Source organism: Propionivibrio sp. (genome assembly GCF_029255185.1).
Taxonomy (GTDB): Bacteria; Pseudomonadota; Gammaproteobacteria; order Burkholderiales; family Rhodocyclaceae; genus Propionivibrio.
The window spans coordinates 1-25,488 of record NZ_JAPUVO010000120.1 but is presented as its reverse complement, the minus strand read 5'-3'; the positions used below and the strand labels follow the sequence as shown (position 1 = coordinate 25,488).

Below are 25,488 nucleotides of genomic sequence, written 5' to 3'. Positions count from 1 at the left end.
ATTCCATGCGCAGACTTTGGCTGATTTTTGCACAAACCGTCACGGTTAGTCTTGCCGTTCTTTTTGTCGTCACCACACTCAAACCTGAATGGCTGGGCAAACCCGTCAGCACCGGCCCCAGCATCGTCGCCTTGCAGGAATCACCGAGTATTGGCGAACCGGTCGTCGGCACGGCGTCCTACCGCGACGCCGCCAAAAAAGCGCTGCCTTCTGTCGTGCATATCTTCACGTTGCAAAAAATCAGGGCGCCGCGCAACCCGCTGATTGACGATCCGCTGTTCCGCCACTTTTTTGGTGAACGCGAGCAAACCGAAGGGCAAACCAAGTCGGGCCTGGGCTCCGGTGTCATTGTCAGCGCCAACGGTTACATTCTGACCAATTTCCACGTGGTCGACGCGGCCGACCAGATTGAAGTCGCCCTCCATGACGGACGCAATCTGAAGGCCCGCCTGGTCGGCGGCGATCCGGAATCCGATCTGGCCGTGTTGCAGATCGACCAGGAAAAAGCCGGCGCGCTCAAACTGCCGGCAATCACCCTCGGTCAGATGGATAACATTAGCGTTGGCGATGTCGTGCTAGCCATCGGCAACCCCTTCGGCGTCGGCCAGACGGTGACCATGGGTATCGTCTCGGCACTCGGTCGCTCGCACCTGGGAATCAACACCTTCGAGAATTTCATCCAGACCGACGCCGCTATCAACCCCGGCAATTCGGGCGGTGCGCTGATCGATAGCCGCGGCAATCTGGTTGGCATTAACACGGCGATTTATTCCCGTACGGGGGGGTCGCTCGGCATTGGCTTTGCCATTCCAGTATCAACCGCCAAAAATGTCATGGAGCAGATAATCCAGAATGGCGCCGTAACCCGCGGCTGGATTGGCGTTGAAGCACAGGAGATTACCCAGGAACTGGCCGAATCGTTTGGCCTGACCGACGCCGGCGGCGCGCTGATCGCCGGCGTACAACGCGGCAGCCCGGCCGACGTCGGCGGCATCAAACCGGGCGATATTCTGCTTCTGGTCGATGGAAAGCCCGTCGAGGATCCTCAGGTCATGCTCGATCTGATCGCCAGACAGAAACCCGGCGAAATGATTCCATTCAAGCTGCGTCGTCAGAAAACGCTATTCGATGCCACGATCCGTATCGGTAAACGGCCGCCGCTGAGCCGCTAATCGGCGGTATCCGGCTTGTCGACAAAGCGCGCCATCAGCATCCCCAGTTCGTAGAGCAGGCACAGTGGTATGGCCAGCATGAGTTGGGAAATCACGTCCGGCGGGGTGAAAATGGCGCCGATCACGAAAGCCCCGACGATCACGTAAGGCCGCCATTCCTTGAGCGTCGCGAGTTCGACGAAATGCATCTTGACCAGGACGATAACAATGATCGGCACCTCAAAAGTCACGCCGAAAGCGATAAAGGTACTCATCACGAAGGAGAGATACTTTTCGATATCGGTCATCCAGGCGACACCCTCTGGCGCCACCTTGGACATGAAACCGAATACCGTCGGGAAAACGAGAAAATAGGCAAAGGCCATCCCGACGAAGAACAGAATGACGCTCGCCGTGACCAGCGGCAGCGCCAGTCGTTTTTCGTGGGCGTACAGACCTGGCGCGACAAAGGCCCATATCTGATAGAGAACGTAAGGCAGCGCGATGAGGAAAGCCACCATCAGCGCCACCTTCATGGGCACCAGAAAAACACCGACGACATCGGTGGCAATCATCTGCCCGCCTCGCGGCAGTGACGCCAACAGCGGCTGCGCAAGCAGCGCATAGAGCTCTTTAGCCCATGGGCAGAGGCCAACAAAAACGATGCCGATGGCCAGCAGCGAGCGAATCAGACGATCTCGCAACTCGAAAAGATGCGAGAGAAAAGAGTCTTCCGACTGAGTCATGCGTCGCTCATGTCTTGGCGGCGGGATCGTTGATGGCAGCCTGGGCAGACTGATCGACGACCTGTTCAACGGCCTGCATTTCGCTGTTGATGCTGTGCTCGAAGCTGCGTGCCGAATCCTGCATTTCAGCCTGTAGCTTCTTCAATTCGTCAAGCTGCATCTCACGGCTGATATCCGCCTTGACGTCATTGACATAACGCTGCATACGCCCAAGCAGATGCCCGGCGGTGCGCGCCACCTTGGGCAGGCGCTCAGGACCAATGACCACCAGAGCGACGATGGCAATAACGATCAGTTCGGAGAAGCCGACGTCGAACATGGTCAGGCGTCAGCCGTAAACAACGTAAAGCGCAGTCGAAATGCCCCCGAGGCCCGCGCCATACGCTTCACGACCGGGTCTTTTCCTTGACTTCGCCCTCGAGCGTTTGTCCACCATTGGCCTGTTGGGCAGGCGCTGCATCAACCGGCTTGTTCTCGGTCGAAGCGTCCTTCATGCCAGCCTTGAAGCCTTTCACGGCGCCGCCAAGATCCTCACCAATATTGCGCAGCTTCTTGGTGCCAAACACAAGCATGACGATGACCAGAACGATCAGCCAGTGCCAGATGCTGAAACTACCCATGGTTGTTTCTCCTTAAGCTCGCTTGAGCATCGGCCCGACCGGATCCGGCCCGCCGACGACATGCGCATGCAGGTGCTGTACCTCCTGCTGCCCGACGCGTCCGCTGTTGATGATGACACGAAAGCCGTCCGGACTGCCGTTTTCTGCGGCCAGCCTGTTGGCTACCGCGAGCATCCGGCCCAGAAGCGGAATATCCGCTTCGCTAACCGTTGCCAGCGAGGTGATGTGACGCCGGGGTATGACCAGGATATGCACCGGACGCGCCGGATTAATGTCATGAAACGCGAAAAGTTCGTCGTCCTCATACACTTTGCCCGAGGGAATCTCGCCACGCGCGATTTTGCAGAACAGGCAGTTGTCCATGTTTACGTGGTCCGCGCCTTTTTTTCATCAATCCCCGAAACCCCTTCGCGGCGCCGCATTTCCTGGGAGACATCTTCAATGCTCATGCCGTAGAACGCCAGCAGGACCAGCACATGGAAAATCAGGTCGGTCGACTCCCAGACAATATTCAGGCGCTTGCCATCCTTGGCGGCGATAATCAGTTCAGCCGATTCCTCGCCAATCTTTTTCAGAATGGAATCCGGGCCACTGGCAAACAGCTTGGCGGTGTAGGACGTTTCCGGATCGGCATGACGACGCGTCGCCAGGGTCTCGGAAAGACGATGCAGGATGTCATGAGTACTCATTGTGCGTAAATTTCCTTAGGGTCTTGCAAAACCGGATCAACAGGAACCCATCGTTCGCCGTTCAGCTCAAGAAAAAAACAGCTTTGCCGGCCTGTGTGACAGGCAATTCCGCCCACTTGGTCGACTGACAGCAACAACACATCACCGTCGCAATCGGCGCGAATCGAGATAACGTTCTGGCAATAGCCGGATTCCTCACCTTTGCGCCACAGCCGCTGACGCGAGCGCGACCAGTATACCGCTTTACCGCTGGCGACCGTCTGCAGCAAAGATTCACGATTCATCCAGGCGAACATCACAACGCGGCCGCTCGTCGCATCTTGCGCGATGGCCGGAATCATTCCGTTCTCGTCCCACTTGAGCGCATCGAGCCAGAAGCGGCTTGCATCCAGGTCACTCACAGCCGCACCTCGATGCCACGTTCACGCATAAACTCCTTGGCCTGGCGCACGGTGTACTCGCCGAAATGGAAGATGCTTGCCGCTAGCACCGCATCGGCACGACCCTCGGTCACGCCGTCGGCCAAATGCTGCAAATTGCCGACACCACCGCTGGCGATCACCGGAATATCCACGGCCTCCGAGACGGCGCGGGTCAGTGGCAGGTCAAAGCCATTCTTCGTCCCGTCGCGATCCATGCTGGTCAGCAGGATTTCTCCGGCGCCAAGCTGCTGCACACGCCGCGCCCAGAGCACCACATCCAGCCCGGTCCGTTTGCGCCCGCCGTGGGTAAACACCTCCCACTGGCCTGGCGCGACTTGCTTGGCGTCGATGGCGACAACGATGCACTGGTTGCCGACCTTGGCCGAGGCTTCGGCAACGAGGTCGGGATTATCGACAGCGGAGGTGTTCATGCTGACCTTGTCGGCGCCGGCGTTAAGCAGACGGCGCACGTCAGCCACCACGCGCACGCCACCGCCAACGGTCAGCGGAATAAAGACCTGCGCGGCGCAGGCCTCGATAATATGCAGAATGATGTCGCGCTGATCGGAGGACGCCGTGATGTCGAGAAAGGTGACCTCGTCAGCGCCCTGCTCGTCATAGCGACGGGCAATCTCGACGGGGTCGCCGGCGTCGCGCAGGTCGATGAAGTTGGTGCCCTTGACGACCCGGCCGGCGGTCACGTCAAGACAGGGAATGATTCGTTTTGCCAGAGCCAAGACGGATTCCGGTGCTTTCGCTGAATGAGTGAGGCGCTAGCGCTGCGTCGCGCGGTCGGCTTCCGCTTGTGCGGCTGCGAAGTCGAGCGATCCGTCGTAGATGGCTCGACCGGCAATGGTGGCGAAGATTCCTTCATGTTCAACGGCGCACAGCGCCCGGATGTCGTCCATACCCGACAGACCACCACTGGCGATGACCGGAACGCGCAGCGCTTGCGCCAGTTTGACTGTGGCTTCGATATTGATGCCCGAGAGCATACCGTCGCGACCAATATCGGTGTAGATGATTCCCTCGACACCGTAGTCCTCGCACTTCTTTGCCAGATCGATGACGTCGTGGCCCGTCAGCTTAGACCAGCCGTCAACCGCCACCTTTCCCTCCTTGGCGTCGAGCCCAACGATAATCTGCCCCGGAAAGGCACTGCAGGCGTCGTGCAGGAATCCAGGGTTTTTTACTGCTGCGGTGCCGATGATCACGTAACTCACGCCATTATCCAGGCAGAGTTCTATCGTATCGAGATCACGGATACCGCCACCAAGCTGAATTGGAATCTCGTCGCCAAGCGCCGCGACGATCGACTTGATCGCACTGGCATTCTTGGGCTTACCAGCAAAGGCGCCGTTCAGATCAACGACATGCAGCCGGCGCGCGCCCTGCTCCAGCCAATGAGCCGCCTGTTCGCTGGGCGAACTGGAAAAAATGGTGGCTTCGTCCATGAGCCCCTGCTTCAGACGGACACACTGCCCGTCTTTCAGGTCAATCGCGGGAATGATCAGCATTTTTTTGAACAGTAGTGGGAAAGGTGATGAGAAAAGCGATACCGGTTCAGGGTTTCCATCCAATGAAATTGGCCAACAAGGCGAGCCCAGCCTGGGCACTCTTCTCCGGATGACACTGGATGGCGAAGATATTATCCCGGGCCACGGCACTGGTAAAGGGGATGCCGTAGTCCGTCATGCCGACGATGCAATTGCGATCGATCGGATCAACGCAATAGCTATGCACAAAATAAAAGCGCGCCTTGTCGGCGATGCCTTTCCACAGCGGGTGCGCCTGGGCCTGCGCCACTTCGTTCCATCCCATGTGCGGCACCTTCAGTCGGTCGCCCTCGGAGGCCAGCATCTTTTCAGCCGGAAAGTGGCGAACACTGCCGGCGAAGACGCCCAGGCCAGGCACATCACCTTCTTCGCTGTGTTCAAAGAGCATTTGCAGACCGATACAGATACCTAGGAAAGGCTTGTTTTTTGCAGCATCAAGTACCGCCGAGCGCAGGCCACGCGCCTCAAGTTCGCGCATGCAATCGGGCATCGCGCCCTGACCGGGAAAAACCACCCGTCCAGCCGCAGCGACCACCGCCGGATCAGAGGTAACGACCACCTCACGATCATCGGCGACATGCACCAGCGCCTGCCAGACCGAGCGTAAATTACCCATGCCGTAGTCGATAACAGCAATGCTTGCCGGCGCCGAACCCATCACAGCGATCCCTTGGTCGAAGGAATACTGCCCGCCGCACGCGGATCGGCTTCAACCGCCATGCGCAGGGCACGGCCGAAAGCCTTGAATACCGTCTCGGCCTGATGATGCGCGTTTTCACCGCACAGATTGTCGATATGCACCGTCATCAGGGCGTGATTGACCAAGCCATGAAAGAATTCGCCGGTCAGATCAACATCGAAAGCGCCAATCATTGCGCGCTTGAAATCGACGTTAAATGAAAGGCCAGGACGGCCGGAAAGATCAATCACGACACGCGACAATGCCTCGTCGAGCGGCACATAGGCATGTCCGTAGCGGCGCAATCCCTTTTTGTCGCCCAGCGCCTTGGCCAGCGCCTGACCAAGCGTAATGCCGATGTCCTCGACGGTGTGGTGTGCATCAATGTGCAGATCACCCTGCGCCTCGACGTAGAGATCGATCATTCCGTGGCGAGCCACCTGATCGAGCATGTGGTCGAGAAAAGGAACCCCGGTCGCGAACCGGCATTGGCCACTGCCGTCAAGATTCAAACGTACCGTAATCTGCGTTTCGAGGGTGTTTCTGCTAATTTCGGCTTGCCGCATGAAGGCCCCAATTCGAACTCTAAGATTCCAAGCAAACTGGCGGCGCATACCGCAGCCTGCACCGACCGGATCAAACCAGCAGTCGTGCATGATACCATCTAAGGCTTCCGCTGCATTCGACCTTGCGAACCGTTCATGAGCCAATTCTGGAGCCCCCTCGTTCACCGCCTGACGCCCTACGTCCCGGGCGAACAGCCCAGACTGTCCGGGCTCATCAAGCTCAACACCAACGAAAACCCCTATCCGCCGTCACCGCGCGCCGTCGCGGCGATGCAGTCCGAGTTGGGCGCTGACGGCGCGACCCTGCGCCTCTACCCTGACCCCAGCGCCGACCGGCTCAAGGAAGCCGTAGCTGCCCATTTCGCCGAGTTCGCGATTAGCCCGGCACAGGTCTTCGTCGGCAACGGTTCCGACGAAGTGCTAGCGCATGCCTTCATGGCCTTGCTCAAGCACGAAGCACCGATCCTGCTGCCCGACATCAGCTACAGCTTCTACCCGGTGTACTGTGGGCTTTATGACGTTGACTATATCGCCATCCCGCTCGGCGAACGCTTCGAGGTCCGCGTTGACGACTACGCGCGGGAAAACGGCGGCATCATCATCGCCAACCCCAACGCACCGACCGGTGATTTGCTGCCGCTAGCGCACGTCGAACGGCTGGTCGCCGCCCACACGCAATCAGTGGTGATCATCGACGAGGCCTACATTGACTTTGGCGGTGAAACGGCGATCGAGCTGATCACGCGCCACCCCAATCTGCTGGTCATCCGCACCCTCTCCAAGTCACACTCGCTGGCTGGACTGCGCGTCGGTTACGCAGTCGGCGACAGCGTCCTGATCGAAGCGCTGGATCGGGTCAAAAACAGTTTCAATTCCTATCCGCTCGACCGTCTGGCCATTGTCGGCGCCGTTGCAGCGTTGGCCGACCGCGAGCATCTGGAGATGACGCGGCAGGCCGTCATGCACAGCCGCGCCAAGCTGACCGCCGACCTCGAAGGTATGGGCTTCACGGTCCTGCCCTCGGCGGCCAACTTCATCTTTGCGCGTCATCCGCAAAACGATGCAGCGCAACTGGCGGCCGAACTGCGCCAGCACAAGGTCATCGTCCGCCACTTCAAATTGCCGCGCATTGACCAGCACCTGCGCATCACCATCGGCACCGACGCGCAATGCCAGGCACTGATAGCCGCGCTACGCGCAATCCTCGACTAGCTTATTTCGCTTGACGCGATACCCAGCGCCTTGGCCACGCCTGCGCCATACGCCGGGTCAGCTTTCAGGCAGTTGCCGATGTGGCGCAACTGGATTTCCCTGGCGGCTCCACCAACCGAACGCGCCGTATTCTCGAACAATATCTGCTGCTGGGCGGGCGTCATCAGGCGGAACAGCGCGCGCGGCTGCGCGTAATAATCATCGTCATCTTCGCGGAAGTTCCAGTGATCAGCCTCACCGTTGATCGCCAAGGGCGGTTCGCGAAAATCTTGCTGCTCTTGCCACTGGCCATGACTGTTTGGCTCATAGCCCAATGTACTGCCGTAATTTCCATCGACGCGCATGACGCCGTCACGGTGGTAGCTGTGCACCGGGCAGCGCGGCGCATTGACCGGAATATGGCCGTGATTGACCCCAAGACGATAGCGCTGCGCATCGCCATAGGAGAACAAACGTCCTTGCAGCATCTTGTCCGGAGAAAAGCTGATGCCGGGTACCACATTGGCCGGGTTGAACGCGGCCTGTTCGACTTCGGCAAAATAATTCTCCGGATTGCGATTGAGTTCGATCACGCCAACCTCGATCAAGGGGTAATCCTTGTGCGGCCAAACCTTGGTCAAGTCAAAGGGGTGATAGGGCACTTTCTCGGCGTCGCCCTCCGGCATGACCTGAACGCACAGCGTCCATTGCGGGAAATCGCCGCGCTCAATAGCGTCGTACAGGTCACGCTGGTGGCTTTCCCTGTCCTTCCCGGCTAGTGCTTCAGCTTCGGCGTCAGAGAGATTCTTGATACCCTGCTCGGTCCGCCAGTGGAACTTGACCCAGAAACGTTCGTTTTGCGCATTGATGAAACTGAAGGTGTGCGAACCGAATCCGTGCATATGGCGATAGCTGGCCGGAATGCCGCGCTCACTCATGACAATGGTCACCTGGTGCAGCGCTTCGGGCAGCGAAGTCCAGAAATCCCAGTTATTGTCTGCACTGCGCAGATTGGTGCGCGGGTCACGCTTGACCGCGTGGTTAAGATCAGGAAATTTCAGCGGGTCGCGCAGAAAGAATACCGGCGTATTGTTGCCGACCAGATCCCAGTTGCCTTCCTCGGTGTAAAACTTCAGTGCAAAGCCGCGGATGTCGCGCTCGGCATCGGCGGCTCCGCGCTCGCCAGCCACAGTGGACATGCGGCTAAAGAGTTCGGTTTTCTTCCCGACTTGCGAGAAGATTTTCGCGCGAGTGTATTTGCTAATGTCGTGCGTCACCGTGAACGTGCCATAGGCGGCAGAGCCCTTGGCGTGCATGCGACGCTCAGGAATCACTTCGCGGTCAAAGTGGGCCAGCTTTTCCAGGAACCAAACATCCTGCAACAACTGCGGGCCACGCGGGCCGGCAGTCATGACGTTCTGATTGTCGACGACCGGGCAACCGGCAGCGGTGGTGAGTTTTTTGCTCATATCGATACTCCTTGCGTGCTTGAAAAAAACGATGGATTAAATTGATCAACCGAGGAAACGAACTCACTTTAGTCAAGGAGGAGTTAATTTAGAAATGAATAATAATTTTATTTATAATCGTTTTATTCGATAACGATTTTTTACGGACTTTTTCTGCCATGACCACCTTGCCATCGCTCAAGCAGCTACAGTACTTGGTCGCTCTTTCGCAGCAACTCAATTTCACGCGCGCCGCAGAATCCTGTTTTGTCACCCAATCGACATTGAGCGCTGGTTTGAAGGAACTGGAAGGCGTGCTCGGCAGGCAATTGGTCGAACGCGACCGGCAATCGGTATTGATGACGCACACCGGACTGGAAGTCGCCAGCCGGGCACGAGCCATTATCGCAGCGGCTCAGGACCTGGTTGGACTGGCCGCCCAAACTTTGCAGCCGATGAGCGGACAACTGCGCCTTGGCGTTATCCCGACCATCGCCCCTTTCCTGCTGCCGCAGTCCTTGCCGTTGTTGCGGGCGCACTACCCCGAATTACGCCTGGCGCTGCGTGAAGATCTGACGGCCAATTTGCTGTTGCGTCTTGAAGACGGACAACTCGATTTCGCCCTGATCGCACTGCCCTACGCTACGGGGACACTGCTCGTCGAAGCCCTGTTCGACGACGAGCTTTGGATCGTTGGACGCCAAGACGACCCGGCAGTCAAGGCCAAAACAGTCAAGCCGACACCTGTGCTGACCGATCGTCTGCTCCTGCTCGAAGAAGGACATTGCCTGCGCGACCACGCACTCTATGCCTGCGGCAAACCGATCCGTCGGACTTCCATCGGTATTGAAGCGACCAGCCTGCTGACGCTGGTACAAATGGTCGAATCCGGGTTCGGCGTCGGGTTGGTTCCGGGAATGGCGGTCAAAAGCGGGCTGACGCAAAGTCCCGCGCTGGTTTCACGACCAATGTCCCAACCTACCCCAAAACGTACGATCGCCCTGGTAGCCCGGCGATCAACTTCGCGACTGGAAGATATGAAGGCCCTGGCTGAAGTGATCCGGCAAGCCAAGGCATAGTCAAGCTCAGTATTGGCAAACAGATCACTTATCCCCGCGGGGTAAATTTTTTCTGCTGCTAACCAATTGATTTTCCGTCGTTCCGGGCTCTGCACTTCCTACGGTCGCTTGCGCTGGAATGATGGATGGTTAGAACAAATTTACCCTGGCAAGGTGCGTGTAAATGAAAATCGTTTGTCGTGAGCAAAACTATCCTAGAATCACCAGCATGTGAATCTCTGGAGGATCCTAGATGAAAACCTTACTGCGTCACGTTCTGATCGTCAGCGCCGCCACGGCCTGCTTCACAGTCCCGGCACATGCTGCTGAGTTCATCAATATCCTTACCGGTGGCACCAGCGGCGTTTATTACCCACTCGGCGTTGCCCTGTCGCAGATCTACAGCAAGGCGATTCCGGGTTCCAAGACGGCGGTGCAGGCGACCAAGGCCAGCGCCGAAAATCTGAATTTGCTGCAGGCCGGTCGTGGCGAGGCGGCAATTTCGCTTGGCGACTCGCTGTCGGATGCCTGGAAGGGCAATGAAGAAGCCAGTTTCAAGACCCCGCTAAAAAAACTGCGGACGATCGCCGCGCTTTATCCGAATTACATCCATTTTGTTGCCGCAGCCGACTCTGGAATAAAGTCGCTGGCCGACATCAAGGGCAAGCGCATTTCGGTGGGAGCGCCAAAATCAGGGACTGAACTTAACGTGCGCGAGATCCTCAAGGCCGCCGGGCTCAGTTACAAGGATTTTTCAAAGGTCGAATACCTTTCCTACGCCGAATCGGTTGAGCTGATGAAAAACCGACAACTCGACGTCACCTTGCTGTCATCAGGACTGGGCGTTGCCGCCTTGCGCGACCTGGCCACCGCGCAAAAAGTTGTTTTTCTGACGATTCCTGCGGACATCGTGAGCAAGATCAACGATCCGGCCTTCCAGGTCGGCGTCATTCCCGCCAAGACCTACGAGGGGCAGGATGCCGATGTTTCAACCATTTCTGTCCAGAACTATCTGGTCACCCATGAAGGCGTTTCAACCGAGACGGTCTATGCCATGACCAAATCGATGTTCGAAAACCTCGACCAAATGGTTGCCGCGCACTCGGCGGCCAAGGCGATCAAGCGGGAAAACGCCGCCAAGGCGCCGCCAGCGCCGCTGCACCCGGGAGCGGAGAAATATTATCGTGAAGTTGGCTTGCTCAAATAAAACCAACGAAAGAAATGGTATGAGTGACAGCCCGACCGACGTAGTCCTTGTTCCCGAAGCGTCCGAACCGTCCGATTTCGAAGAAAATGCACACCAGCGCCAGCTTGCCGGCTGGGCCGCCCGAATCGCAATGTTTGCTGCACTGACTTTTTCGGCCTACCAGATCGCCGTCGCGGCATTTCACCCTTTTTCAAGCCTGATCATCCGTTCGCTGCACGTCAGCTTCCTGCTGCTGCTGATCTTCCTGCTCTATCCGGCGCGCAGCAAGGGGCGAACTGCCAGGAGTGTGCCCTGGTATGACGCGCTGCTGGCCGTCGTCGGCTTCGCGCTCGGTTTCTACCACATGATTTTCGAGGCCGATCTGATCGAACGTTCGGGCGACCCGAACAGTGCCGATCTGGTCATCGCCACGGTGGCCTCCGTGCTTGTTTTCGAAGCCGCACGACGGGTCATGGGCTGGGCCCTGCCGTTGGTCTGTGGCAGTTTTCTCGCCTACGGTTTTTTTGGCCAGTACCTGCCACTCTCGATCGCTCATCGCGGTTTCGGTTTTGATCAGATTGTCAGCCAGCTCTATCTTGGCAGCGACGGTATTCTGGGAACGCCAACGCTGGTCTCGGCCACCTACATCTTCCTCTTCATCCTGTTTGGCTCTTTCCTCGAACATGCCGGCATGATCCGCCTGTTCAATGCGCTGGCGCTCGGCCTGGTCGGCCATGCCCAGGGCGGACCGGCCAAGGTGGCAGTGATTTCCTCGGGACTGATGGGAACCATCTCCGGCTCCGGCGTGGCCAACGTGCTGACCGTTGGTCAATTCACCATCCCGCTGATGAAACGCTTCGGGTATACCTCGGTGTTTGCTGGCGCCGTCGAAGCAACGTCGTCAATGGGCGGCCAGATCATGCCACCGGTGATGGGGGCGGTGGCTTTCATCATGGCCGAAACGCTCAACGTCCCCTATGCCGATATTGTCAAGGCCGCGATCATCCCGGCCATGCTCTACTACTTGACGGCATTCTGGATGGTGCATCTTGAAGCCGGGCGATTGAAGCTGCTCGGCGTGCCCAAGGACCAGTGCCCGAACCCCTGGCTGGCGCTCAAGGAAAACTGGCATCTGGCGCTGCCGCTGGCAGCGCTGGTGTACATGCTGTTCCACGGCTTCACACCGATGTTCTCCGGCATGATGGGGCTGGCGCTAACCGCCATTCTCATTCTTGGCGCGGCGATTGCTGCGCGCATTTCAGGAACGGCCCTGCGTTACGTCTTCTGGTTTGCCCTGGGTCTGGGCGCCGCATCCTTCGCTAAATGGGGAATCGTTCCGGTACTCGGCGTCATCGCCGCGCTGACGCTTGCCAATTTTTTCATCAAAGGTGGCCAGGAAACGCTGCGCACGATGAAAATGGCCCTGGTCGACGGCGCCAAGCAGGCACTGGCTGTCGGCATCGCCTGCGCCATTGTCGGCGTCATCATTGGCGTACTGACGCTGACCGGTGCGGCGTCCAACTTCGCCGGATTCATCCTCGAAATCGGTGAGAAGAGTCTCTTTCTTTCGCTTTTCCTGACCATGGTAGTGTGCCTCATTCTCGGCATGGGCATCCCGACCATCCCGAACTACATCATCACCAGTTCAATCGCCGCGCCGGCACTGCTCAAGCTTGGCGTCCCGCTGATCGTCAGTCACATGTTCGTCTTCTATTTCGGCATCATGGCCGACCTGACGCCGCCAGTTGCCCTGGCGGCCTTTGCTGCGGCATCGATTGCCAAGGCATCAGCAATGAAGATCGGCTTCAAGGCGACGCAGATCGCCATTGCCGGTTTTGTCGTCCCCTTCATGGCAGTCTATGACCCGGCGCTGATGCTACAAAACGATCCCACCGTAGCGGCCGTTGCCTACATCGTAATCAAGGCCACGTTGGCGATTCTCCTGTGGGGCAGTGCCGCCATCGGTTACCTGTGGGCACCGCTCGCTCTGGTCGAGCGTGCGGTCGCCGCCAGCGCCGCCTTCGCCCTGGTCGTCGCCCTGCCGATTACCGATGAGCTGGGCTTTGTCACGGGGGCGGTGTTCGTCATCTGGCACTGGCTGCGCAGCCGTCAGCGCTGATGGCACTGTGCCTCATCGCTGGAGCTGTGTCCGCCGTGCTGGCTGTGAATAGCTTCACCTTGGCCTGGATGCACTCGATTGAAAGAGTGCGCTGGGAGGAGGACTGGCGAGTCGTTGATGGCCGGCAACTGCAAATCGTCGCCGCACGCATCAAGGGAAGCGGTGCCGGCATGGAACCGCCAGCCGATGCCGTATTGCGTGACGGCGCCTGGCATTACCGGCCGCCGGTTGCTGCCATGGATAGCCTGACCCTGGCCCATTCGTCCTATACCCAAGGCTATGAATTGTGCGCGGACGGCGCCTGTCAGACGCTCACTGATTATCTGCCTGGCATCGCGGCAAGTGGGACTATCATTCTGACCCCCTGCCTTGAATAGCTGACCGGCTCCAGTCAGGCCATGGCGATTGGGGTAGAATCTCGCGAAATTTTCGCTGCTGGCGAGCGCCAGTCTTGGAGTCGCAGTTTTTCACTTTTTTATCGAGGAAACCATGAGCACTCTGGCAAAACAATTACAGACAATGGAGGCGCACAATTCGATCTTCGAATCGGCCGTACGCCAATTACCGCTCCCGGTCTGCGCCGCATTCGGCTCTGCCAGCCAGCCACAGGCGGTCAGCTTTGCGAACAGTGCGCGGGTGCTAAGCACCAAGGATAGCGACAGCGTCGCCAGGAGTTTTCCGCATTCGGTGCGCGCCTCGAACAACGTCGTTCTCGAGTCCTCCGGCATCAATGCCAAGGTGGCGCAAGGCAAGCGCGTTGCCGTGCTGTTTTCCGGCGGCCCCGCGTCCGGTGGTCACAATGTGGTGTGCGGCATCAAACACATACTCGGCCAGGGCAACACCCTGTTTGGCGTCAAACCCGGCCCCAAGGGTTTGTTGCAGGGCAATCTGTTCGAGATCACCGACGCTGACGTGGGCGCCATCATCAATACTGGCGGCTTTGATTTCCTCGGCACCGACCGCACCAAAATCAAGACCGAGGCGCAGTTCCAGCAGGTCAAGACGACCTGCAGAAAGCATAATCTGGATGCCATCGTCGTTATTGGTGGCGATGATTCAAACACCAACGCCGCCGTGCTCGCCGAATTCCTGTTTACCGACGTCAAGACGGATGGTTCCGGCGTGCAGGTGATCGGCGTACCGAAGACCATCGACGGCGACCTGCAAATCGGCGACCTGTTGCCGATTTCCTTCGGCTTCGATACGGCGACCAAGATCTACAGCGAAATGGTTGGCAACATCCTGCAGGATACCCGCTCCTCGCTCAAGTACTGGCACTTCATCAAGCTGATGGGGCGCTCGGCATCGCATGTCACCATCGAGGTGGCGCTACAGACCAAGGCTGCGGTGACGCTGATCTCCGAAGAAGTGGCCGAGCAGCGGCAATCGATCGCGGCCATTGTTGACCAGATCGCACAGGCTGTTGTTGCCCGTTCCGCCAAGGGCATCATGCACGGTGTGGTACTGGTTCCGGAAGGACTGATCGAATTCATCCCCGAAATGAACACCCTGATCGCCGAACTGAATGACGCGCTGGCGCACAACGCGGCGGAATTTGCCGAGGAGCCCTTCGATACCAAGGCCGATTTCATTCAGGAAAAATTGACTACCGACAACGCCCGCCTGTTTGCTTCGCTGCCGGCTTATGTCGTCAAGATGTTACTCGCCGACCGCGACTCGCATGGCAACCTACAGGTTTCACTGATCCCGACCGAGCAGTTGCTAGTCGACATGGTCAGAACCCGGGTCAAAGAAATCGACATCAGGATACCGTTTTCCGCCCATTGCCACTTCCTCGGATATGAAGGCCGCTGCGGTGCCCCGACCCTGTTCGATGCTGCCTACACCTACAACCTTGGCCTGACCGCAGGCTCGCTGATTCTCGACGGACGCTCCGGCTACATGGCCACGGTGACCGGTCTCACCACTGGCGGGGCACCAAAGGCCATCCCGTTGACCGGCCTGCTCAACATCGAGCGCCGTCATGGTCAGGACGAGTTTGTCATCGAAAAGGCACTGGTCAAGATGGATTCCGCAGCCATGCGGTACTTTTCGGCGCGCCGCGCTGAATGGGCGGCCGACGACCTCTTTACCTCACCCGGCCCGCGTCAGTTGTGGGGCCCGGCTGCCTACCAGCAACCGATCAGCGTCGCGCTAAACTCGGGCGCCGAATCGCTGGCCTTCAAAATCGGCTGATCCTGAGGATTCTTCAGCTTTAGCAGAACACCATTCTTTTCAGTAAAGGAATCTAACAAATGTCCGAACACGGTTTTCATGTCCATGGCCCCCACGATCACGAAGTCGAGCACCGTGCACAGCATGGCGGCGACAGCTTTACCTCGCGGCTTGCGGTGTTGACGGCGATTCTATCGACGATCGGCGCCATCTTCGGCTACCTGGGTGGCCACTCGCAGAATGCGGCCCTACTTTTCAAGAACGAGGCGGCAATCCAGAAAACGTCAGCGTCAAACCAGTGGAATTACTATCAGGCCAAGAGCAACAAGCAGAACCTGGCCGAGCTTTCGATCGTCCTAACCACCGGCGAGGCGCAGGAAAAATACCGGCAAGAAGTCGTCCGCTACAAGGGTGAAAAGGAGGAGATCAAGGCCGATGCCGACAGGCTCGAAGCCCTGGCCAAGGACGCCGACAAGAAGAGTGAAGCCGAAATGCACGTTCACGAACGCTGGGCGCTGGCCACCACCTTGCTGCAGATCGCCATCGCGCTTTCCGCCATCACCCTGCTGACGCGCAAGCGCTGGCTGCTGGTCGGGGTTTTCGGCGCCACCGGTATCGGCCTGCTGTTCGGGGCAATGGGCTACCTTCATTTATAAAGGCGGCAGAAAAATGTCATGGTCCCGGACGAGAATGCCAGCAGCATTGCTGGCGCTGCTGCTGGCCGGCTGTGCCACAGCGCCGGGAAGCTCGTACATGCGTGGTCAGGACGTACTGCATTCCTGGACACAGTTCGGACCCGATGGCGTGTTGTCCTTGCGTGCGGTGGTCCCGGCTGGCACAAACTGCCCTTCAGCCGATGTCGACGGCGTGGCGCAACGCATGACGCTGCGTGCTGCCGCGTCGACATCGGCAACGGTGTTTGCCGCCAACCCGGCCTTCAATCCGCCGTTCGCCGTCGCCTCCTGTGAACTTGGGCTGCCGGCCGATACCGGGCAGGTCCATCTCGCTGGGCGGAGGGTGGCGCTTGGCCAGCATCCCGGGCAGACACGCCGGATCGTCGTGGTCGGCGACACCGGCTGTCGAATCAAGGTGCCGGCGAGCGGCGCTGGTGATCCCGTTCAGGATTGCAGCGACCCGCAAGCCTGGCCGTGGGCGCGCATTGCCGCCGCAGCGGCGAGAACGAATCCGGATCTGATCATTCACCTTGGTGACTACCATTACCGAGAATACTGCGACGACCCCCTGCGTTGCGATCGCTTCAGGCAGAGCGGAACCATCATCGGCTATGGCTGGGCGGGCTGGCAGGCCGATTTCTTCGCGCCCGCTGGATCGCTGCTTGGTCAGGCGCCGTGGGTGTTTGTCCGTGGCAACCATGAGAACTGTGACCGCAGTGGCGAGGGCTGGATGCGCTTCCTCGCACCGGCCGCTTATGTGGCATGCACCGATCAGCGCTACCGGACGCCAAGCCGCTCGCTGCTGTCCAGCAACTTCACCGCCGATGCCTATCGCATCAACATCGATAGCGAACTCGGACTGGTGGTCGCCGACAATGCTGGCCATGAGGATTACCGTCCGGCGAGTGCGCTGCCCGCCGAGCTTGATCTATTTCGCCAGACCCTGGCGGCCCTGCGCGCGGCACCGGCCGGGCAGCGCCAGTGGCTGCTCGCGCATCGCCCCCTGTGGTACGACCTGTTGCCGCCGGAATTGCCAGAAAATGCCTTCCAGGCGGCACTGCATCAGCCACCGTCCACTCTTCAACTCGTTTTATCCGGTCACCAGCATGCGTTTGGAACCCTGGCTTTTCGTGCCGACGCTGACCCCGAGCGCTATCCGGAGGGGAGGCCGGCACAGCTGATCGTTGGCGCAAGCGGCACGCAACTAGAATCGCTCGACCCGAAATCACCGCTCTACGAGGGCAAAGACGGCGCCGGTAGCAGAGAACGCTCGGCGCCTGATGGTCGTCTTTACGAAGGTCTGGCCGCCGCAAGCGGCATCGTCCTGAATCGCTACGGATTTCTTTTACTCGAACGTGACGAGGGTGACTGGTCAGGCACGGTGCTCGATGCCGATGGCGTAGTGCTCACCCGCTGCCGCCTCAAGGGTGAGGCCAAGCAGTTTGATTGCCGCTTCCCCGGACGTTAAGGTAGCAAGCCCTTATCTGGCGGCGCAGGCAATTTTCCAGAGCTTGTCTTCCATCGACGACTCCGAAATCGAGTACCACCCATCCACCTCGTCCTCATCCGCGATCACTATGGCTCCGTCACCCATGGCTCCGGTGTAGGACGTCGAGGCCAGATACTTTTCCCGCTTGGCGATGCAATCGTATGCCGTCTGTACGACCGTCGACAGATAGGGCGGGCTACCGGGTTCGAGTTGCGGCTCGCCCCAGCGCACGAGGTGCGTGACGCGTGCCGTATCGCCGCTGCGGCGAGCACTCGCCCGGTCAACAAATACCCGCATGCCGTCGTCAAACTTCTGGATTTCGAACCATTCGGCCAGCACCGGTCCGCTGAGAGCGGCAAGCGCCAGTGTCAGGGCAATTCGTTTCGTCGTTTTCATGAGGCGTGATTTTACCGTACCTGCATCACCGTATTTGACCGGTCTGTCTGTGGCGGGGATACTTCGGGCTGGTCAAAAAATTCCATTCCTTCTGGATAAACCCATTATGGATATCACCGTTCTTGGCGAAGCCCGCTTTACTTCGCCACTTCTGTACCACGTCAACGACAAGGCGCGCGTGCTGTTCAACGTCATCGTCGACCCCGATGTGCCGGCCAAGGAGGAGCTCCTGTTTGAACTCGCCGGCCCGCGCCAGCATCTGTTCTTCGATCCGCAGGAAACGCGCGCCGGCATTGTGACGTGCGGCGGCCTGTGCCCCGGGCTCAATAACGTCATCCGTTCGCTGGTCCTCGAACTGCATCACGGCTACGGGGTGCGTGAAATCTTCGGTTTCCTCAATGGCTATCAGGGGCTTGACCCCTGGCGCGGCTCCGAACCGATTCCGCTGACCCCGGAATTCGTCGAGGATATTCACAAAGAAGGCGGCACCAAGCTAAATACCTCGCGCGGACCGGTCGACGCTGGCGTGGCCGTCGACAACCTGATTCGACGCAAGATCAACATGCTCTTCGTGATCGGTGGTGACGGCACCCAACGCGGCGGCGAAGCGATTTTTCAGGAAGCCAAAGCGCGAGCTTATGCGCTGGCCGTGGTCGGCATCCCGAAAACCATAGATAACGACGTCGCCTTCGTCTCGCGCAGCTTTGGCTATGTCACCGCCGTCGAGGAGGCGGCCAAGGCGATCAACTGCGCGCATACCGAGGCGCACAGCGTGCACAACGGCATCTCGCTGGTCAAGATCATGGGGCGCAATGCCGGCTTCATCGCGGCCGGCGCGACGATCGCCAGCCAGGATGTAAACTTCACGCTGGTGCCGGAAGTGCCCTTCGCGCTCGACGGCAAGGATGGTTTCCTGGCCGCACTCAAGCAGCGCGTGCAAAAGCGTGCGCACGCCGTCATCCTCGTCGCCGAAGGCGCCGGCCAGCATCTGTTCAACGCTGGCGGCGAACAGTACGACGCCTCGGGCAACCTAAAAACAAAGGACATTGGTGTTTTCCTGCGCGAGCGCATCGATGCCTACTTCAAGGCCGAGAAAGTCCCCTTCGTCCTACGCTACTTCGACCCGAGCTACCTCATTCGAAGTGTTCCGGCCGGCGCCGAGGACGCGATACTCTGCGATTTCTTCGCGCGCAACGCCGTGCATGCCGCAATGGCGGGCAAGACCGGTCTGCTCATTGGCTTTCAGCACGACACCTTCACCCATGTACCGACCGAACTGCTCAATCAGCACAAGAAGCAGCTCGACCTCAACAGTCCGGCCTGGCTCGGCGTACTGGCAGCGACCGGCCAGAAATTCGCGCAGTTCGGGCTGTGATCGTCTCCACACCGCGGGCCCATGACAACAGCCTTGAACTCATTGAAGCCCACTGACCATGCAATGGATCGCCCCCTCCGAAAAAAACGCTGCCTCCACCTCGCTCGAAAAGCGCCTGTGGGATGCCGCCGACCAGTTCCGCGCCAACTCCGGCCTCAAGGCCCAGGAATACTCTGGCCCGATCCTTGGACTCATCTTCCTGCGCTTCGCCGAAGTCCGCTTTGCCATCCAGCGCAGCAAACTCGAAGGTGTCAGCGCGTCGTCAAGGCGCGGTAGCCGCGTCGATGAACCCGCCGCCTACCACGCCGAAGGCATCCTGTATCTGAGCCCCGGTGTGCGTTTCGACTACCTGCTGACGCTGCCCGAGGTAGCCGACATCGGCGCCAAGGTCAATGCCGCCATGCGCGAGATCGAGAAGCACAACCCGCAACTTGCCGGTGTGCTGCCCAAAACCTACAACCTGTTCACCAGCACCCTGCTCAAGGAACTGCTCAAGAAGGTCTCCGAGATTCCGGCGACGCTCGACTACGACGCCTTTGGCCGCATCTACGAATACTTCCTCGGCGCCTTCGCCATGACCGAGGGCCAGGGGGGCGGCGAGTTCTACACGCCGAGCAGCATCGTCAAGCTGCTGGCCGAAATCATCGAACCCTTCCACGGCCGCATCCTCGACCCCGCCTGCGGTTCCGGCGGCATGTTCGTGCAATCGGCGCGCTTCGTCGCCGAGCACCAGAAGAACCCCGCCGCCGAACTCGCCATCTGCGGCGTCGAGAAAACCGACGAAACCGGCCGCCTGTGCCGCCTCAACCTCGCCGTGCATGGTCTGGAAGGCGACATCAAGCACGGCGGCAACGTCAACAGCTACTACGACGACCCGCACACCGCCACCGGCCAATTCGACTTCGTCCTCGCCAATCCGCCCTTCAACGTCAATGCGGTGGACAAGGAACGGCTCAAGGACATGGTCGGCGCCGGCCGCCGCTTTCCCTTCGGCCTGCCGCGCAGCGACAATGCCAATTACCTGTGGATTCAGCTCTTCTACTCGGCGCTCAACGCCACCGGCCGCGCCGGCTTCGTCATGGCCAACTCGGCCTCCGATGCAAGGTCCAGCGAGCAGGAACTTCGGCAGAAGCTGATCGAAGCGCGGGCGGTCGATGTCATGGTTGCCGTCGGCCCCAACATGTTCTACACCGTCACGCTGCCGTGCACGCTGTGGTTCTTCGACAAGGGCAAGGCCAAAACCCAGCGCGCCGACACCGTGCTCTTCATCGACGCCCGCCACATCTACCGGCAGATCGATCGCGCCCACCGCGACTGGACACCGGCGCAGACCGGCTTCATCGCCAACCTGGTCCGCCTGTACCGTGGCGAGGCGCACGACAACACGGTCGGCGGTGACGAGACGGCGGCCAAGCTTGGTGAAATCTTCGCTTCCCCGCCGGTCTACCGCGACATTCCCGGCCTGTGCAAGGCGGCGACGCTCGCCGAAATCGCAGCCCAGGGCTGGTCGCTAAACCCCGGCCGCTACGTCGGCGTCGCGCCAGGCGAGGACGTCAGCGACGAGGACTTCAAGGAACAGCTCGAAACCCTGAACGAGGAACTGGAATCGCTTAACGCCCAGGCGCGGGAACTGGAGCAGATCATCGCCACGAATGTGGCGGGGATTCTGGAGGCGTGAGGATGAGTTCATGGCGCACGGTGAAACTTGGTGACATTTGCCGATTCAAGTATGGCGAGATGCCCAAGAAAACCGACCTAAGCGACGATGGCTACCCTGTATTTAGCGGTTATCGACTGGTTGGACACTCAACTCGTTATCACTATCGCGAATCGGAGATCATCGTCGTAGCGCGGGGGGTCGGAGGAACTGGCGACATCAAGATGGCGCCGCCCTTCTGCTTTCTGACAAACCTGTCTATCGCGATACTCATTGAAACGCCCGACGTCTACAAGCCGTTTCTCTACTATTGCCTTGCATCAACTACGCTTTGGGAACTTAGAACGGGTTCGGCGCAAGCTCAAATCACGATTGAGCACCTGAAAAATTACGAGGTCGCCTTCCCCCCGCTCCCCATCCAGCAACGCATCGCGGGCATCCTGTCGGCCTACGACGAACTCATCGAGAACAGCCAGCGGCGCATCAAGATTCTGGAGTCGATGGCCCGCGCCCTCTACCGCGAGTGGTTCGTCCACTTCCGCTTCCCCGGCCACGAGAACCACCCCCGCGTTGCTTCCCCCCTCGGCGAGATTCCGCAGGGGTGGGAGCGCACAACGTTCGCGCAAGCCGCAGTTTTTGAGAACGGTGATCGGGGGAAAAACTATCCAAACGGTAGTGATTTTGTCGCTGAAGGGATTCCATTCATCAATGCTGGGCATCTTGCGGATGGTGCGGTTGATCCCACAGGCATGAACTACATTCTGGAGGAGAAGTTTGCGCAACTGCGCAGCGGGAAGATTCGGAAGGGCGATCTTCTTTTTTGCCTGAGAGGCTCGCCGGGGCGAACCGCAAGGACGGCGGGCCTTTGCCGTGGCGCAATTGCGTCGTCGCTTGTGATTATCCGACCGACTGAACGTGCGAACGAAGCATTCCTCTTTTACACGCTTTCCGGCGAAATCGGCAAACGGATGGCGACAGAGTTGGACAATGGCGCAGCACAGCCCAATGTTTCCGTCGGTAGCATTCAGAAGTATCCGCTCCTTCTGCCGCCGATAGGTCTTTTGAACGATTATGCAAAATTGATCGAACCAATCTGGAGACACACAGAGATACTTCGCGATCAATTGTCGAACTTAAGGAAGCAGCGCGATCTCCTGCTGCCGCGCCTGCTCTCCGGCCAGATCGAGGTCGAGGCCACCTGAGCCATGAGCGCCCACGCCTACTCCGAAGACCAGTTCGTCGAGCAGTCCGCCATTGGGCTGTTTGGCGAACTCGGCTGGCAGACGGTGTCGGCGCTGAAAAACTCCCGGACGGGGACGCGGCCAGGTTAGAACTGTCTACCAATAGCTGCTAATTCGCTATTGGTTTAGTAGACTTTGCGTGATCTCAGTGGCTATACTAATCTCTGCTAATGAGTTTATGGTTTAGTAGACAATGCGCCTCCCGGAACCCGCCCCCTCTCTCGAAAATGCTTTTGCGAAGCTGCTGCCAGCCCGGATCGAGGCGGTGATGCAGCATGCCAATCCGCTGCCGACCGGAAAGTATCTGCATTGGGACGAGTTGCGGCGGCGCCCGCTGCCGGAAGGGTTTACACATGCCGAATGGTGGGCGGCGGTCACGCTTTCACGCGTCTCCCTGTTTCAGCAACTGCCCTTGCTGGACAAGCAGGGAAAGCCTTTCGTCTTCGCCACCCCGAGCCTGGTAGCGATCGACTTGCACCATATCGACCGTGACGCGGCCGGGCATATCCGCGCCACGACCGGCGCGCCACTCCAGGCGGATTCACAGCGCTATCTGATCAGTTCGCTGATCGAGGAGGCCATCACATCGAGCCAACTGGAAGGGGCGTCCACGACGCGCAAGGTGGCGGCGGCGATGCTCCGGAGCGGGCGCAAGCCGCGCGATCTCAGCGAAAGGATGATTTTCAACAACCATCTGGCCATGGTGCAACTGCGCTCGTTGCGTGACGTGAAGCTGACGCCCGCACATGTTCTGGAACTGCACCTGATCCTCACGCAACACACACTGGAGAATCCGGAGGATGCCGGCCGCTATCGGTGCGACGACGAGGTGCATGTCGTGGATGTGCGCGACAACACGTTGCTGCATGAGCCGCCTGCCCACACCGAACTGGCGGAGCGCATGCAGCGGCTGTGCGATTTCGCCAACGCCGACGAGGCATCGCTGCCTTTCGTCCATCCGGTGCTGCGCGCGATTCTGCTGCACTTCATGATCGGCTACGACCACCCGTTCGCTGACGGCAACGGACGCACGGCGCGCGCGCTCTTCTACTGGTCGATGGCAAGGAGCGGCTATTGGCTGATGGAATACACGTCGATCAGCCACATCCTGCGCAAGGCGCCGGCGCAGTACATGCGTGCCTACCTGCACACGGAAACGGACAAGAATGACACGACCTACTTCCTGCTGCACCAGTTGCAGACGATCCGCCAGGCCATTGCCGCACTGCACGAATACGTGGCCAGAAAGTCGCGCGAACAGAAGGAAACCGAACTGTTACTGGCAAGTTCGCCCAAGCTGCGCGGACGCTTCAACCATCGCCAGGTGGCCCTGCTCAATCACGCGCTGCGCAATGCCGGCGAGGCCTATCGGGTGGATGCCCATCAGCGATCCCACGCCGTGGTGCACCAGACGGCGCGGCGGGATTTGCTGGAACTGGAAGAACAGGGTCTGCTGGAAAAGACCAGGCAAGGCAACGCGTATGTCTTTTATGCACCCGCCGATCTGCGTGAGCGACTGAACACCCTCTCGAAATCAAGCACATGAGCCCGCACGCCTACTCCGAAGACCAGCTCGTCGAGCAGCCCGCCATCGGGCTGTTCACCACGCTCAGCTGGCAGACGGTATCGGCGCTGGACGAAACCTTCGGTGCGGGTGGATTGCTGGGGCGCGAAACCAAGGGCGAGGTAGTGCTGGTCGAACGCCTGCGCGCCGCGCTGGGCAAATTCAACCCGACCCTGCCACCGGAGGCGATCGCCAACGCCGTCGACGAGCTGACCCGCGACCGTTCGGCGATGAGTCTGGAAGCGGCCAACCGCGAGGTTTATCGGCTGCTCAAGGAAGGCATCACGGTGTCGGTTCCCGACCGCGAGCACGGCGGCCAGAAGACCGAACGCCTGCGTGTGGTCGATTGGGAAGCGCCGGCCAACAACGATTTCCTGCTCGTCAGCCAGTTGACCGTGACAGGCCCGCTCTACACCTGCCGTCCCGATCTGGTCGGTTTCGTCAATGGCCTACCCTGGGTGGTGATCGAGCTGAAGAAGCCCGGCGTGCCAGCGCGGGCCGCCTTCGACGAAAATCTCACCCACTACAGGCAGCAGATTCCGGCGCTTTTCTGGAGCAATGCGCTGCTGATTGCCAGCAACGGCACCGACAGCCGCGTCGGTTCATTGACCGCCGACTGGGGGCGCTGGGTCGAGTGGAAGCGCGTCGAGCGCGAGGACGAGGCGCGCCGCGTGTCGCTGGAAGTCATGCTGCGCGGTACCTGCGACCCCACCCGCCTGCTCGATCTGGTCGAGAACTTCACGCTGTTTTCTGAGCACAAGGCCGGGCTGGTCAAGATCATCAGCCAGAACCATCAGTTCCTCGGCGTCAATAACGCCATCGCCTCAATGCTCGAAGCGCGCAAGCTGGGTCATGGGCGCGGCGGTGTGTTCTGGCAGACGCAGGGCAGCGGCAAGAGCTTCTCGATGGTCTTCTTCGCGCAGAAGATATTGCGCAAACTCGCCGGAAACTGGACTTTCGTGGTGGTCACCGACCGCGTGGAACTGGACGAACAGATCGCCAAGACCTTCAAGACCACCGGCGCAGTCAGCGAGGCCGAGGGCGACGAATGCCATGCCGCCAGCAGCGCTCATTTACGCGAACTGCTACGCGGCAACCACCGCTACGTCTTCTCGCTGGTGCATAAGTTCCAGACGCCGGAGCTGCTCTGCGATCGTTCCGACGTGATCGTGCTGACCGACGAGGCGCACCGCAGCCAGTACGACACGCTGGCGCTGAACATGCGCGCCGCGCTGCCCAAAGCGATGTTCCTGGCCTTTACCGGCACGCCGCTGATTGCCGGTGAGGAACGCACCAGGGAAGTCTTCGGCGACTACGTCTCGATCTACGACTTCCAGCAGTCCATCCAGGGCAATTGCATCAAATTCCCTTTAACCCGAGGAGACTGGCGCGATAAGCATCGGAAGAAGCGGCGAGAATGCGACGAGTATAGACACCCCCTTTTTTCTTGGAGGTGTCGAGGCGGAAAAGATTGAGGACGAGGCGA

Annotated in this window: 26 protein-coding genes and 2 pseudogenes; 15 read left to right on the top strand and 13 right to left on the bottom strand. The window is 59.4% G+C overall.

The genetic code is table 11. The annotated features are described in order from the left end of the window. The first annotated feature begins 5 nt into the window (after nucleotides 1–5). The gene (locus tag Q1J43_RS11370; RefSeq protein ID WP_301102613.1) at nucleotides 6–1,172 is read left to right on the top strand and encodes a trypsin-like peptidase domain-containing protein; all 1,167 of its coding nucleotides are present in this window, start codon (nucleotides 6–8) and stop codon (nucleotides 1,170–1,172) included. Here the strand turns inward: Q1J43_RS11370 and tatC are convergent. The 10 genes from tatC to hisB form a co-directional block, all read right to left on the bottom strand. Beyond that, on the bottom strand, nucleotides 1,169–1,897 hold the full coding sequence (gene tatC, locus Q1J43_RS11365; protein ID WP_301102612.1) for a twin-arginine translocase subunit TatC: 729 nt from the start codon (nucleotides 1,895–1,897) through the stop codon (nucleotides 1,169–1,171). The genes Q1J43_RS11370 and tatC overlap by 4 nt on opposite strands. A gap of 7 nt (nucleotides 1,898–1,904) precedes the next feature. Further along, a complete protein-coding gene (tatB, locus tag Q1J43_RS11360; RefSeq protein ID WP_301102611.1) occupies nucleotides 1,905–2,216 on the bottom strand; it encodes a Sec-independent protein translocase protein TatB in 312 nt (103 codons plus the stop codon). Between the two features lie 67 nt (nucleotides 2,217–2,283). Continuing rightward, a complete protein-coding gene (tatA, locus tag Q1J43_RS11355) occupies nucleotides 2,284–2,517 on the bottom strand; it encodes a Sec-independent protein translocase subunit TatA (protein ID WP_301102610.1) in 234 nt (77 codons plus the stop codon). Nucleotides 2,518–2,529: 12 nt separating this feature from the next. After that, the gene (locus Q1J43_RS11350; protein ID WP_301102609.1) at nucleotides 2,530–2,880 is read right to left on the bottom strand and encodes a histidine triad nucleotide-binding protein; all 351 of its coding nucleotides are present in this window, start codon (nucleotides 2,878–2,880) and stop codon (nucleotides 2,530–2,532) included. Nucleotides 2,881–2,882: 2 nt separating this feature from the next. Then, nucleotides 2,883–3,206: a phosphoribosyl-ATP diphosphatase gene (locus tag Q1J43_RS11345; RefSeq protein ID WP_301102608.1), complete on the bottom strand. Its 324-nt coding sequence runs from the start codon at nucleotides 3,204–3,206 to the stop codon at nucleotides 2,883–2,885. Further along, entirely contained in the window at nucleotides 3,203–3,607 is a 405-nt protein-coding gene (hisI, locus tag Q1J43_RS11340) for a phosphoribosyl-AMP cyclohydrolase (RefSeq protein ID WP_301102607.1), read from the bottom strand. Before hisI ends, Q1J43_RS11345 begins: the two co-directional genes overlap by 4 nt. Next, the gene (gene hisF, locus Q1J43_RS11335) at nucleotides 3,604–4,365 is read right to left on the bottom strand and encodes an imidazole glycerol phosphate synthase subunit HisF (RefSeq protein WP_301102606.1); all 762 of its coding nucleotides are present in this window, start codon (nucleotides 4,363–4,365) and stop codon (nucleotides 3,604–3,606) included. The genes hisI and hisF overlap by 4 nt, the downstream gene beginning before the upstream one ends. 36 nt (nucleotides 4,366–4,401) lie before the next feature. Then, complete coding sequence (gene hisA, locus Q1J43_RS11330) at nucleotides 4,402–5,145, bottom strand: 1-(5-phosphoribosyl)-5-[(5-phosphoribosylamino)methylideneamino]imidazole-4-carboxamide isomerase (protein ID WP_301102605.1); 744 nt, start codon at nucleotides 5,143–5,145, stop codon at nucleotides 4,402–4,404. Nucleotides 5,146–5,191: 46 nt separating this feature from the next. Next, the gene (hisH, locus tag Q1J43_RS11325) at nucleotides 5,192–5,842 is read right to left on the bottom strand and encodes an imidazole glycerol phosphate synthase subunit HisH (RefSeq protein ID WP_301102604.1); all 651 of its coding nucleotides are present in this window, start codon (nucleotides 5,840–5,842) and stop codon (nucleotides 5,192–5,194) included. Continuing rightward, the gene (gene hisB / locus Q1J43_RS11320) at nucleotides 5,842–6,429 is read right to left on the bottom strand and encodes an imidazoleglycerol-phosphate dehydratase HisB (protein ID WP_301102603.1); all 588 of its coding nucleotides are present in this window, start codon (nucleotides 6,427–6,429) and stop codon (nucleotides 5,842–5,844) included. Before hisB ends, hisH begins: the two co-directional genes overlap by 1 nt. Nucleotides 6,430–6,564: 135 nt before the next feature. Here hisB and hisC point away from each other — a divergent pair, with 135 nt between their 5' ends. Further along, nucleotides 6,565–7,641: a histidinol-phosphate transaminase gene (gene hisC, locus Q1J43_RS11315; RefSeq protein ID WP_301102602.1), complete on the top strand. Its 1,077-nt coding sequence runs from the start codon at nucleotides 6,565–6,567 to the stop codon at nucleotides 7,639–7,641. Here the strand turns inward: hisC and Q1J43_RS11310 are convergent. Next, on the bottom strand, nucleotides 7,638–9,095 hold the full coding sequence (locus tag Q1J43_RS11310; protein ID WP_301102650.1) for a catalase: 1,458 nt from the start codon (nucleotides 9,093–9,095) through the stop codon (nucleotides 7,638–7,640). The genes hisC and Q1J43_RS11310 overlap by 4 nt on opposite strands. A 152-nt stretch (nucleotides 9,096–9,247) precedes the next feature. Between Q1J43_RS11310 and Q1J43_RS11305 the strand changes: the two genes are divergently transcribed. The 7 genes from Q1J43_RS11305 to Q1J43_RS11275 all read left to right on the top strand — a co-directional run bounded on the left by Q1J43_RS11305 (nucleotide 9,248) and on the right by Q1J43_RS11275 (nucleotide 17,748). Next, nucleotides 9,248–10,147 carry a hydrogen peroxide-inducible genes activator gene (locus tag Q1J43_RS11305; protein WP_301102601.1) on the top strand — a complete coding sequence of 300 codons (900 nt, stop codon included), beginning with the start codon at nucleotides 9,248–9,250 and terminating at the stop codon, nucleotides 10,145–10,147. A gap of 232 nt (nucleotides 10,148–10,379) precedes the next feature. Then, on the top strand, nucleotides 10,380–11,333 hold the full coding sequence (locus Q1J43_RS11300; protein WP_301102600.1) for a TAXI family TRAP transporter solute-binding subunit: 954 nt from the start codon (nucleotides 10,380–10,382) through the stop codon (nucleotides 11,331–11,333). A gap of 19 nt (nucleotides 11,334–11,352) precedes the next feature. Beyond that, nucleotides 11,353–13,431 carry a TRAP transporter permease gene (locus Q1J43_RS11295; RefSeq protein WP_301102599.1) on the top strand — a complete coding sequence of 693 codons (2,079 nt, stop codon included), beginning with the start codon at nucleotides 11,353–11,355 and terminating at the stop codon, nucleotides 13,429–13,431. After that, nucleotides 13,431–13,808 (top strand): DUF1850 domain-containing protein, encoded by a 378-nt coding sequence (locus tag Q1J43_RS11290; protein ID WP_301102598.1) that lies wholly within the window; start codon nucleotides 13,431–13,433, stop codon nucleotides 13,806–13,808. The genes Q1J43_RS11295 and Q1J43_RS11290 overlap by 1 nt, the downstream gene beginning before the upstream one ends. 112 nt (nucleotides 13,809–13,920) lie before the next feature. Then, complete coding sequence (locus Q1J43_RS11285) at nucleotides 13,921–15,627, top strand: diphosphate--fructose-6-phosphate 1-phosphotransferase (RefSeq protein WP_301102597.1); 1,707 nt, start codon at nucleotides 13,921–13,923, stop codon at nucleotides 15,625–15,627. A 59-nt stretch (nucleotides 15,628–15,686) separates the two neighbouring features. Further along, on the top strand, nucleotides 15,687–16,262 hold the full coding sequence (locus Q1J43_RS11280) for a DUF4337 domain-containing protein (RefSeq protein WP_301102596.1): 576 nt from the start codon (nucleotides 15,687–15,689) through the stop codon (nucleotides 16,260–16,262). A gap of 34 nt (nucleotides 16,263–16,296) precedes the next feature. Continuing rightward, nucleotides 16,297–17,748: a metallophosphoesterase gene (locus Q1J43_RS11275; protein WP_301102595.1), complete on the top strand. Its 1,452-nt coding sequence runs from the start codon at nucleotides 16,297–16,299 to the stop codon at nucleotides 17,746–17,748. Nucleotides 17,749–17,760: 12 nt separating this feature from the next. On the opposite strand, the gene Q1J43_RS11270 is transcribed toward Q1J43_RS11275, so the two are convergent. Continuing rightward, nucleotides 17,761–18,165 carry a surface-adhesin E family protein gene (locus Q1J43_RS11270; RefSeq protein WP_301102594.1) on the bottom strand — a complete coding sequence of 135 codons (405 nt, stop codon included), beginning with the start codon at nucleotides 18,163–18,165 and terminating at the stop codon, nucleotides 17,761–17,763. 106 nt (nucleotides 18,166–18,271) lie between these two features. Here Q1J43_RS11270 and Q1J43_RS11265 point away from each other — a divergent pair, with 106 nt between their 5' ends. From Q1J43_RS11265 to Q1J43_RS11240, 6 genes and pseudogenes are all read left to right on the top strand, one after another. After that, on the top strand, nucleotides 18,272–19,540 hold the full coding sequence (locus Q1J43_RS11265) for an ATP-dependent 6-phosphofructokinase (RefSeq protein ID WP_301102593.1): 1,269 nt from the start codon (nucleotides 18,272–18,274) through the stop codon (nucleotides 19,538–19,540). 58 nt (nucleotides 19,541–19,598) lie between these two features. Next, on the top strand, nucleotides 19,599–21,218 hold the full coding sequence (locus Q1J43_RS11260; protein WP_301102592.1) for a class I SAM-dependent DNA methyltransferase: 1,620 nt from the start codon (nucleotides 19,599–19,601) through the stop codon (nucleotides 21,216–21,218). 2 nt (nucleotides 21,219–21,220) lie between these two features. Beyond that, complete coding sequence (locus tag Q1J43_RS11255; protein ID WP_301102591.1) at nucleotides 21,221–22,399, top strand: restriction endonuclease subunit S; 1,179 nt, start codon at nucleotides 21,221–21,223, stop codon at nucleotides 22,397–22,399. A 3-nt stretch (nucleotides 22,400–22,402) separates the two neighbouring features. After that, a complete protein-coding gene (locus Q1J43_RS11250; protein WP_301102590.1) occupies nucleotides 22,403–22,528 on the top strand; it encodes a hypothetical protein in 126 nt (41 codons plus the stop codon). Nucleotides 22,529–22,631: 103 nt separating this feature from the next. Then, nucleotides 22,632–23,984, top strand: a complete 1,353-nt coding sequence (locus Q1J43_RS11245; RefSeq protein ID WP_301102589.1) for a Fic family protein — start codon at nucleotides 22,632–22,634, stop codon at nucleotides 23,982–23,984. Further along, nucleotides 23,981–25,357, top strand: a pseudogene (locus Q1J43_RS11240) (HsdR family type I site-specific deoxyribonuclease); the annotation flags it as partial. The gene Q1J43_RS11245 and the pseudogene Q1J43_RS11240, both read left to right, overlap by 4 nt. Nucleotides 25,358–25,361: 4 nt before the next feature. On the opposite strand, the pseudogene Q1J43_RS11235 reads toward Q1J43_RS11240, so the two are convergent. Beyond that, nucleotides 25,362–25,488 (bottom strand): annotated as a pseudogene (locus tag Q1J43_RS11235) (ISAs1 family transposase); the annotation flags it as partial.

Bases quoted from the DNA above. Each gene is read 5' to 3' on its own strand.
- Q1J43_RS11370 (WP_301102613.1), top strand. From the start codon at position 6: ATGCGCAGACTTTGGCTGATTTTTGCACAAACCGTCACGGTTAGTCTT.
- tatC (WP_301102612.1), bottom strand. From the start codon at position 1,897: ATGACTCAGTCGGAAGACTCTTTTCTCTCGCATCTTTTCGAGTTGCGA.
- tatB (WP_301102611.1), bottom strand. From the start codon at position 2,216: ATGTTCGACGTCGGCTTCTCCGAACTGATCGTTATTGCCATCGTCGCT.
- tatA (WP_301102610.1), bottom strand. From the start codon at position 2,517: ATGGGTAGTTTCAGCATCTGGCACTGGCTGATCGTTCTGGTCATCGTC.
- Q1J43_RS11350 (WP_301102609.1), bottom strand. From the start codon at position 2,880: ATGGACAACTGCCTGTTCTGCAAAATCGCGCGTGGCGAGATTCCCTCG.
- Q1J43_RS11345 (WP_301102608.1), bottom strand. From the start codon at position 3,206: ATGAGTACTCATGACATCCTGCATCGTCTTTCCGAGACCCTGGCGACG.
- hisA (WP_301102605.1), bottom strand. From the start codon at position 5,145: ATGCTGATCATTCCCGCGATTGACCTGAAAGACGGGCAGTGTGTCCGT.
- hisH (WP_301102604.1), bottom strand. From the start codon at position 5,842: ATGGGTTCGGCGCCGGCAAGCATTGCTGTTATCGACTACGGCATGGGT.
- hisB (WP_301102603.1), bottom strand. From the start codon at position 6,429: ATGCGGCAAGCCGAAATTAGCAGAAACACCCTCGAAACGCAGATTACG.
- hisC (WP_301102602.1), top strand. From the start codon at position 6,565: ATGAGCCAATTCTGGAGCCCCCTCGTTCACCGCCTGACGCCCTACGTC.
- Q1J43_RS11305 (WP_301102601.1), top strand. From the start codon at position 9,248: ATGACCACCTTGCCATCGCTCAAGCAGCTACAGTACTTGGTCGCTCTT.
- Q1J43_RS11300 (WP_301102600.1), top strand. From the start codon at position 10,380: ATGAAAACCTTACTGCGTCACGTTCTGATCGTCAGCGCCGCCACGGCC.
- Q1J43_RS11295 (WP_301102599.1), top strand. From the start codon at position 11,353: ATGAGTGACAGCCCGACCGACGTAGTCCTTGTTCCCGAAGCGTCCGAA.
- Q1J43_RS11290 (WP_301102598.1), top strand. From the start codon at position 13,431: ATGGCACTGTGCCTCATCGCTGGAGCTGTGTCCGCCGTGCTGGCTGTG.
- Q1J43_RS11285 (WP_301102597.1), top strand. From the start codon at position 13,921: ATGAGCACTCTGGCAAAACAATTACAGACAATGGAGGCGCACAATTCG.
- Q1J43_RS11280 (WP_301102596.1), top strand. From the start codon at position 15,687: ATGTCCGAACACGGTTTTCATGTCCATGGCCCCCACGATCACGAAGTC.
- Q1J43_RS11275 (WP_301102595.1), top strand. From the start codon at position 16,297: ATGCCAGCAGCATTGCTGGCGCTGCTGCTGGCCGGCTGTGCCACAGCG.
- Q1J43_RS11270 (WP_301102594.1), bottom strand. From the start codon at position 18,165: ATGAAAACGACGAAACGAATTGCCCTGACACTGGCGCTTGCCGCTCTC.
- Q1J43_RS11265 (WP_301102593.1), top strand. From the start codon at position 18,272: ATGGATATCACCGTTCTTGGCGAAGCCCGCTTTACTTCGCCACTTCTG.
- Q1J43_RS11260 (WP_301102592.1), top strand. From the start codon at position 19,599: ATGCAATGGATCGCCCCCTCCGAAAAAAACGCTGCCTCCACCTCGCTC.
- Q1J43_RS11255 (WP_301102591.1), top strand. From the start codon at position 21,221: ATGAGTTCATGGCGCACGGTGAAACTTGGTGACATTTGCCGATTCAAG.
- Q1J43_RS11250 (WP_301102590.1), top strand. From the start codon at position 22,403: ATGAGCGCCCACGCCTACTCCGAAGACCAGTTCGTCGAGCAGTCCGCC.
- Q1J43_RS11245 (WP_301102589.1), top strand. From the start codon at position 22,632: ATGCGCCTCCCGGAACCCGCCCCCTCTCTCGAAAATGCTTTTGCGAAG.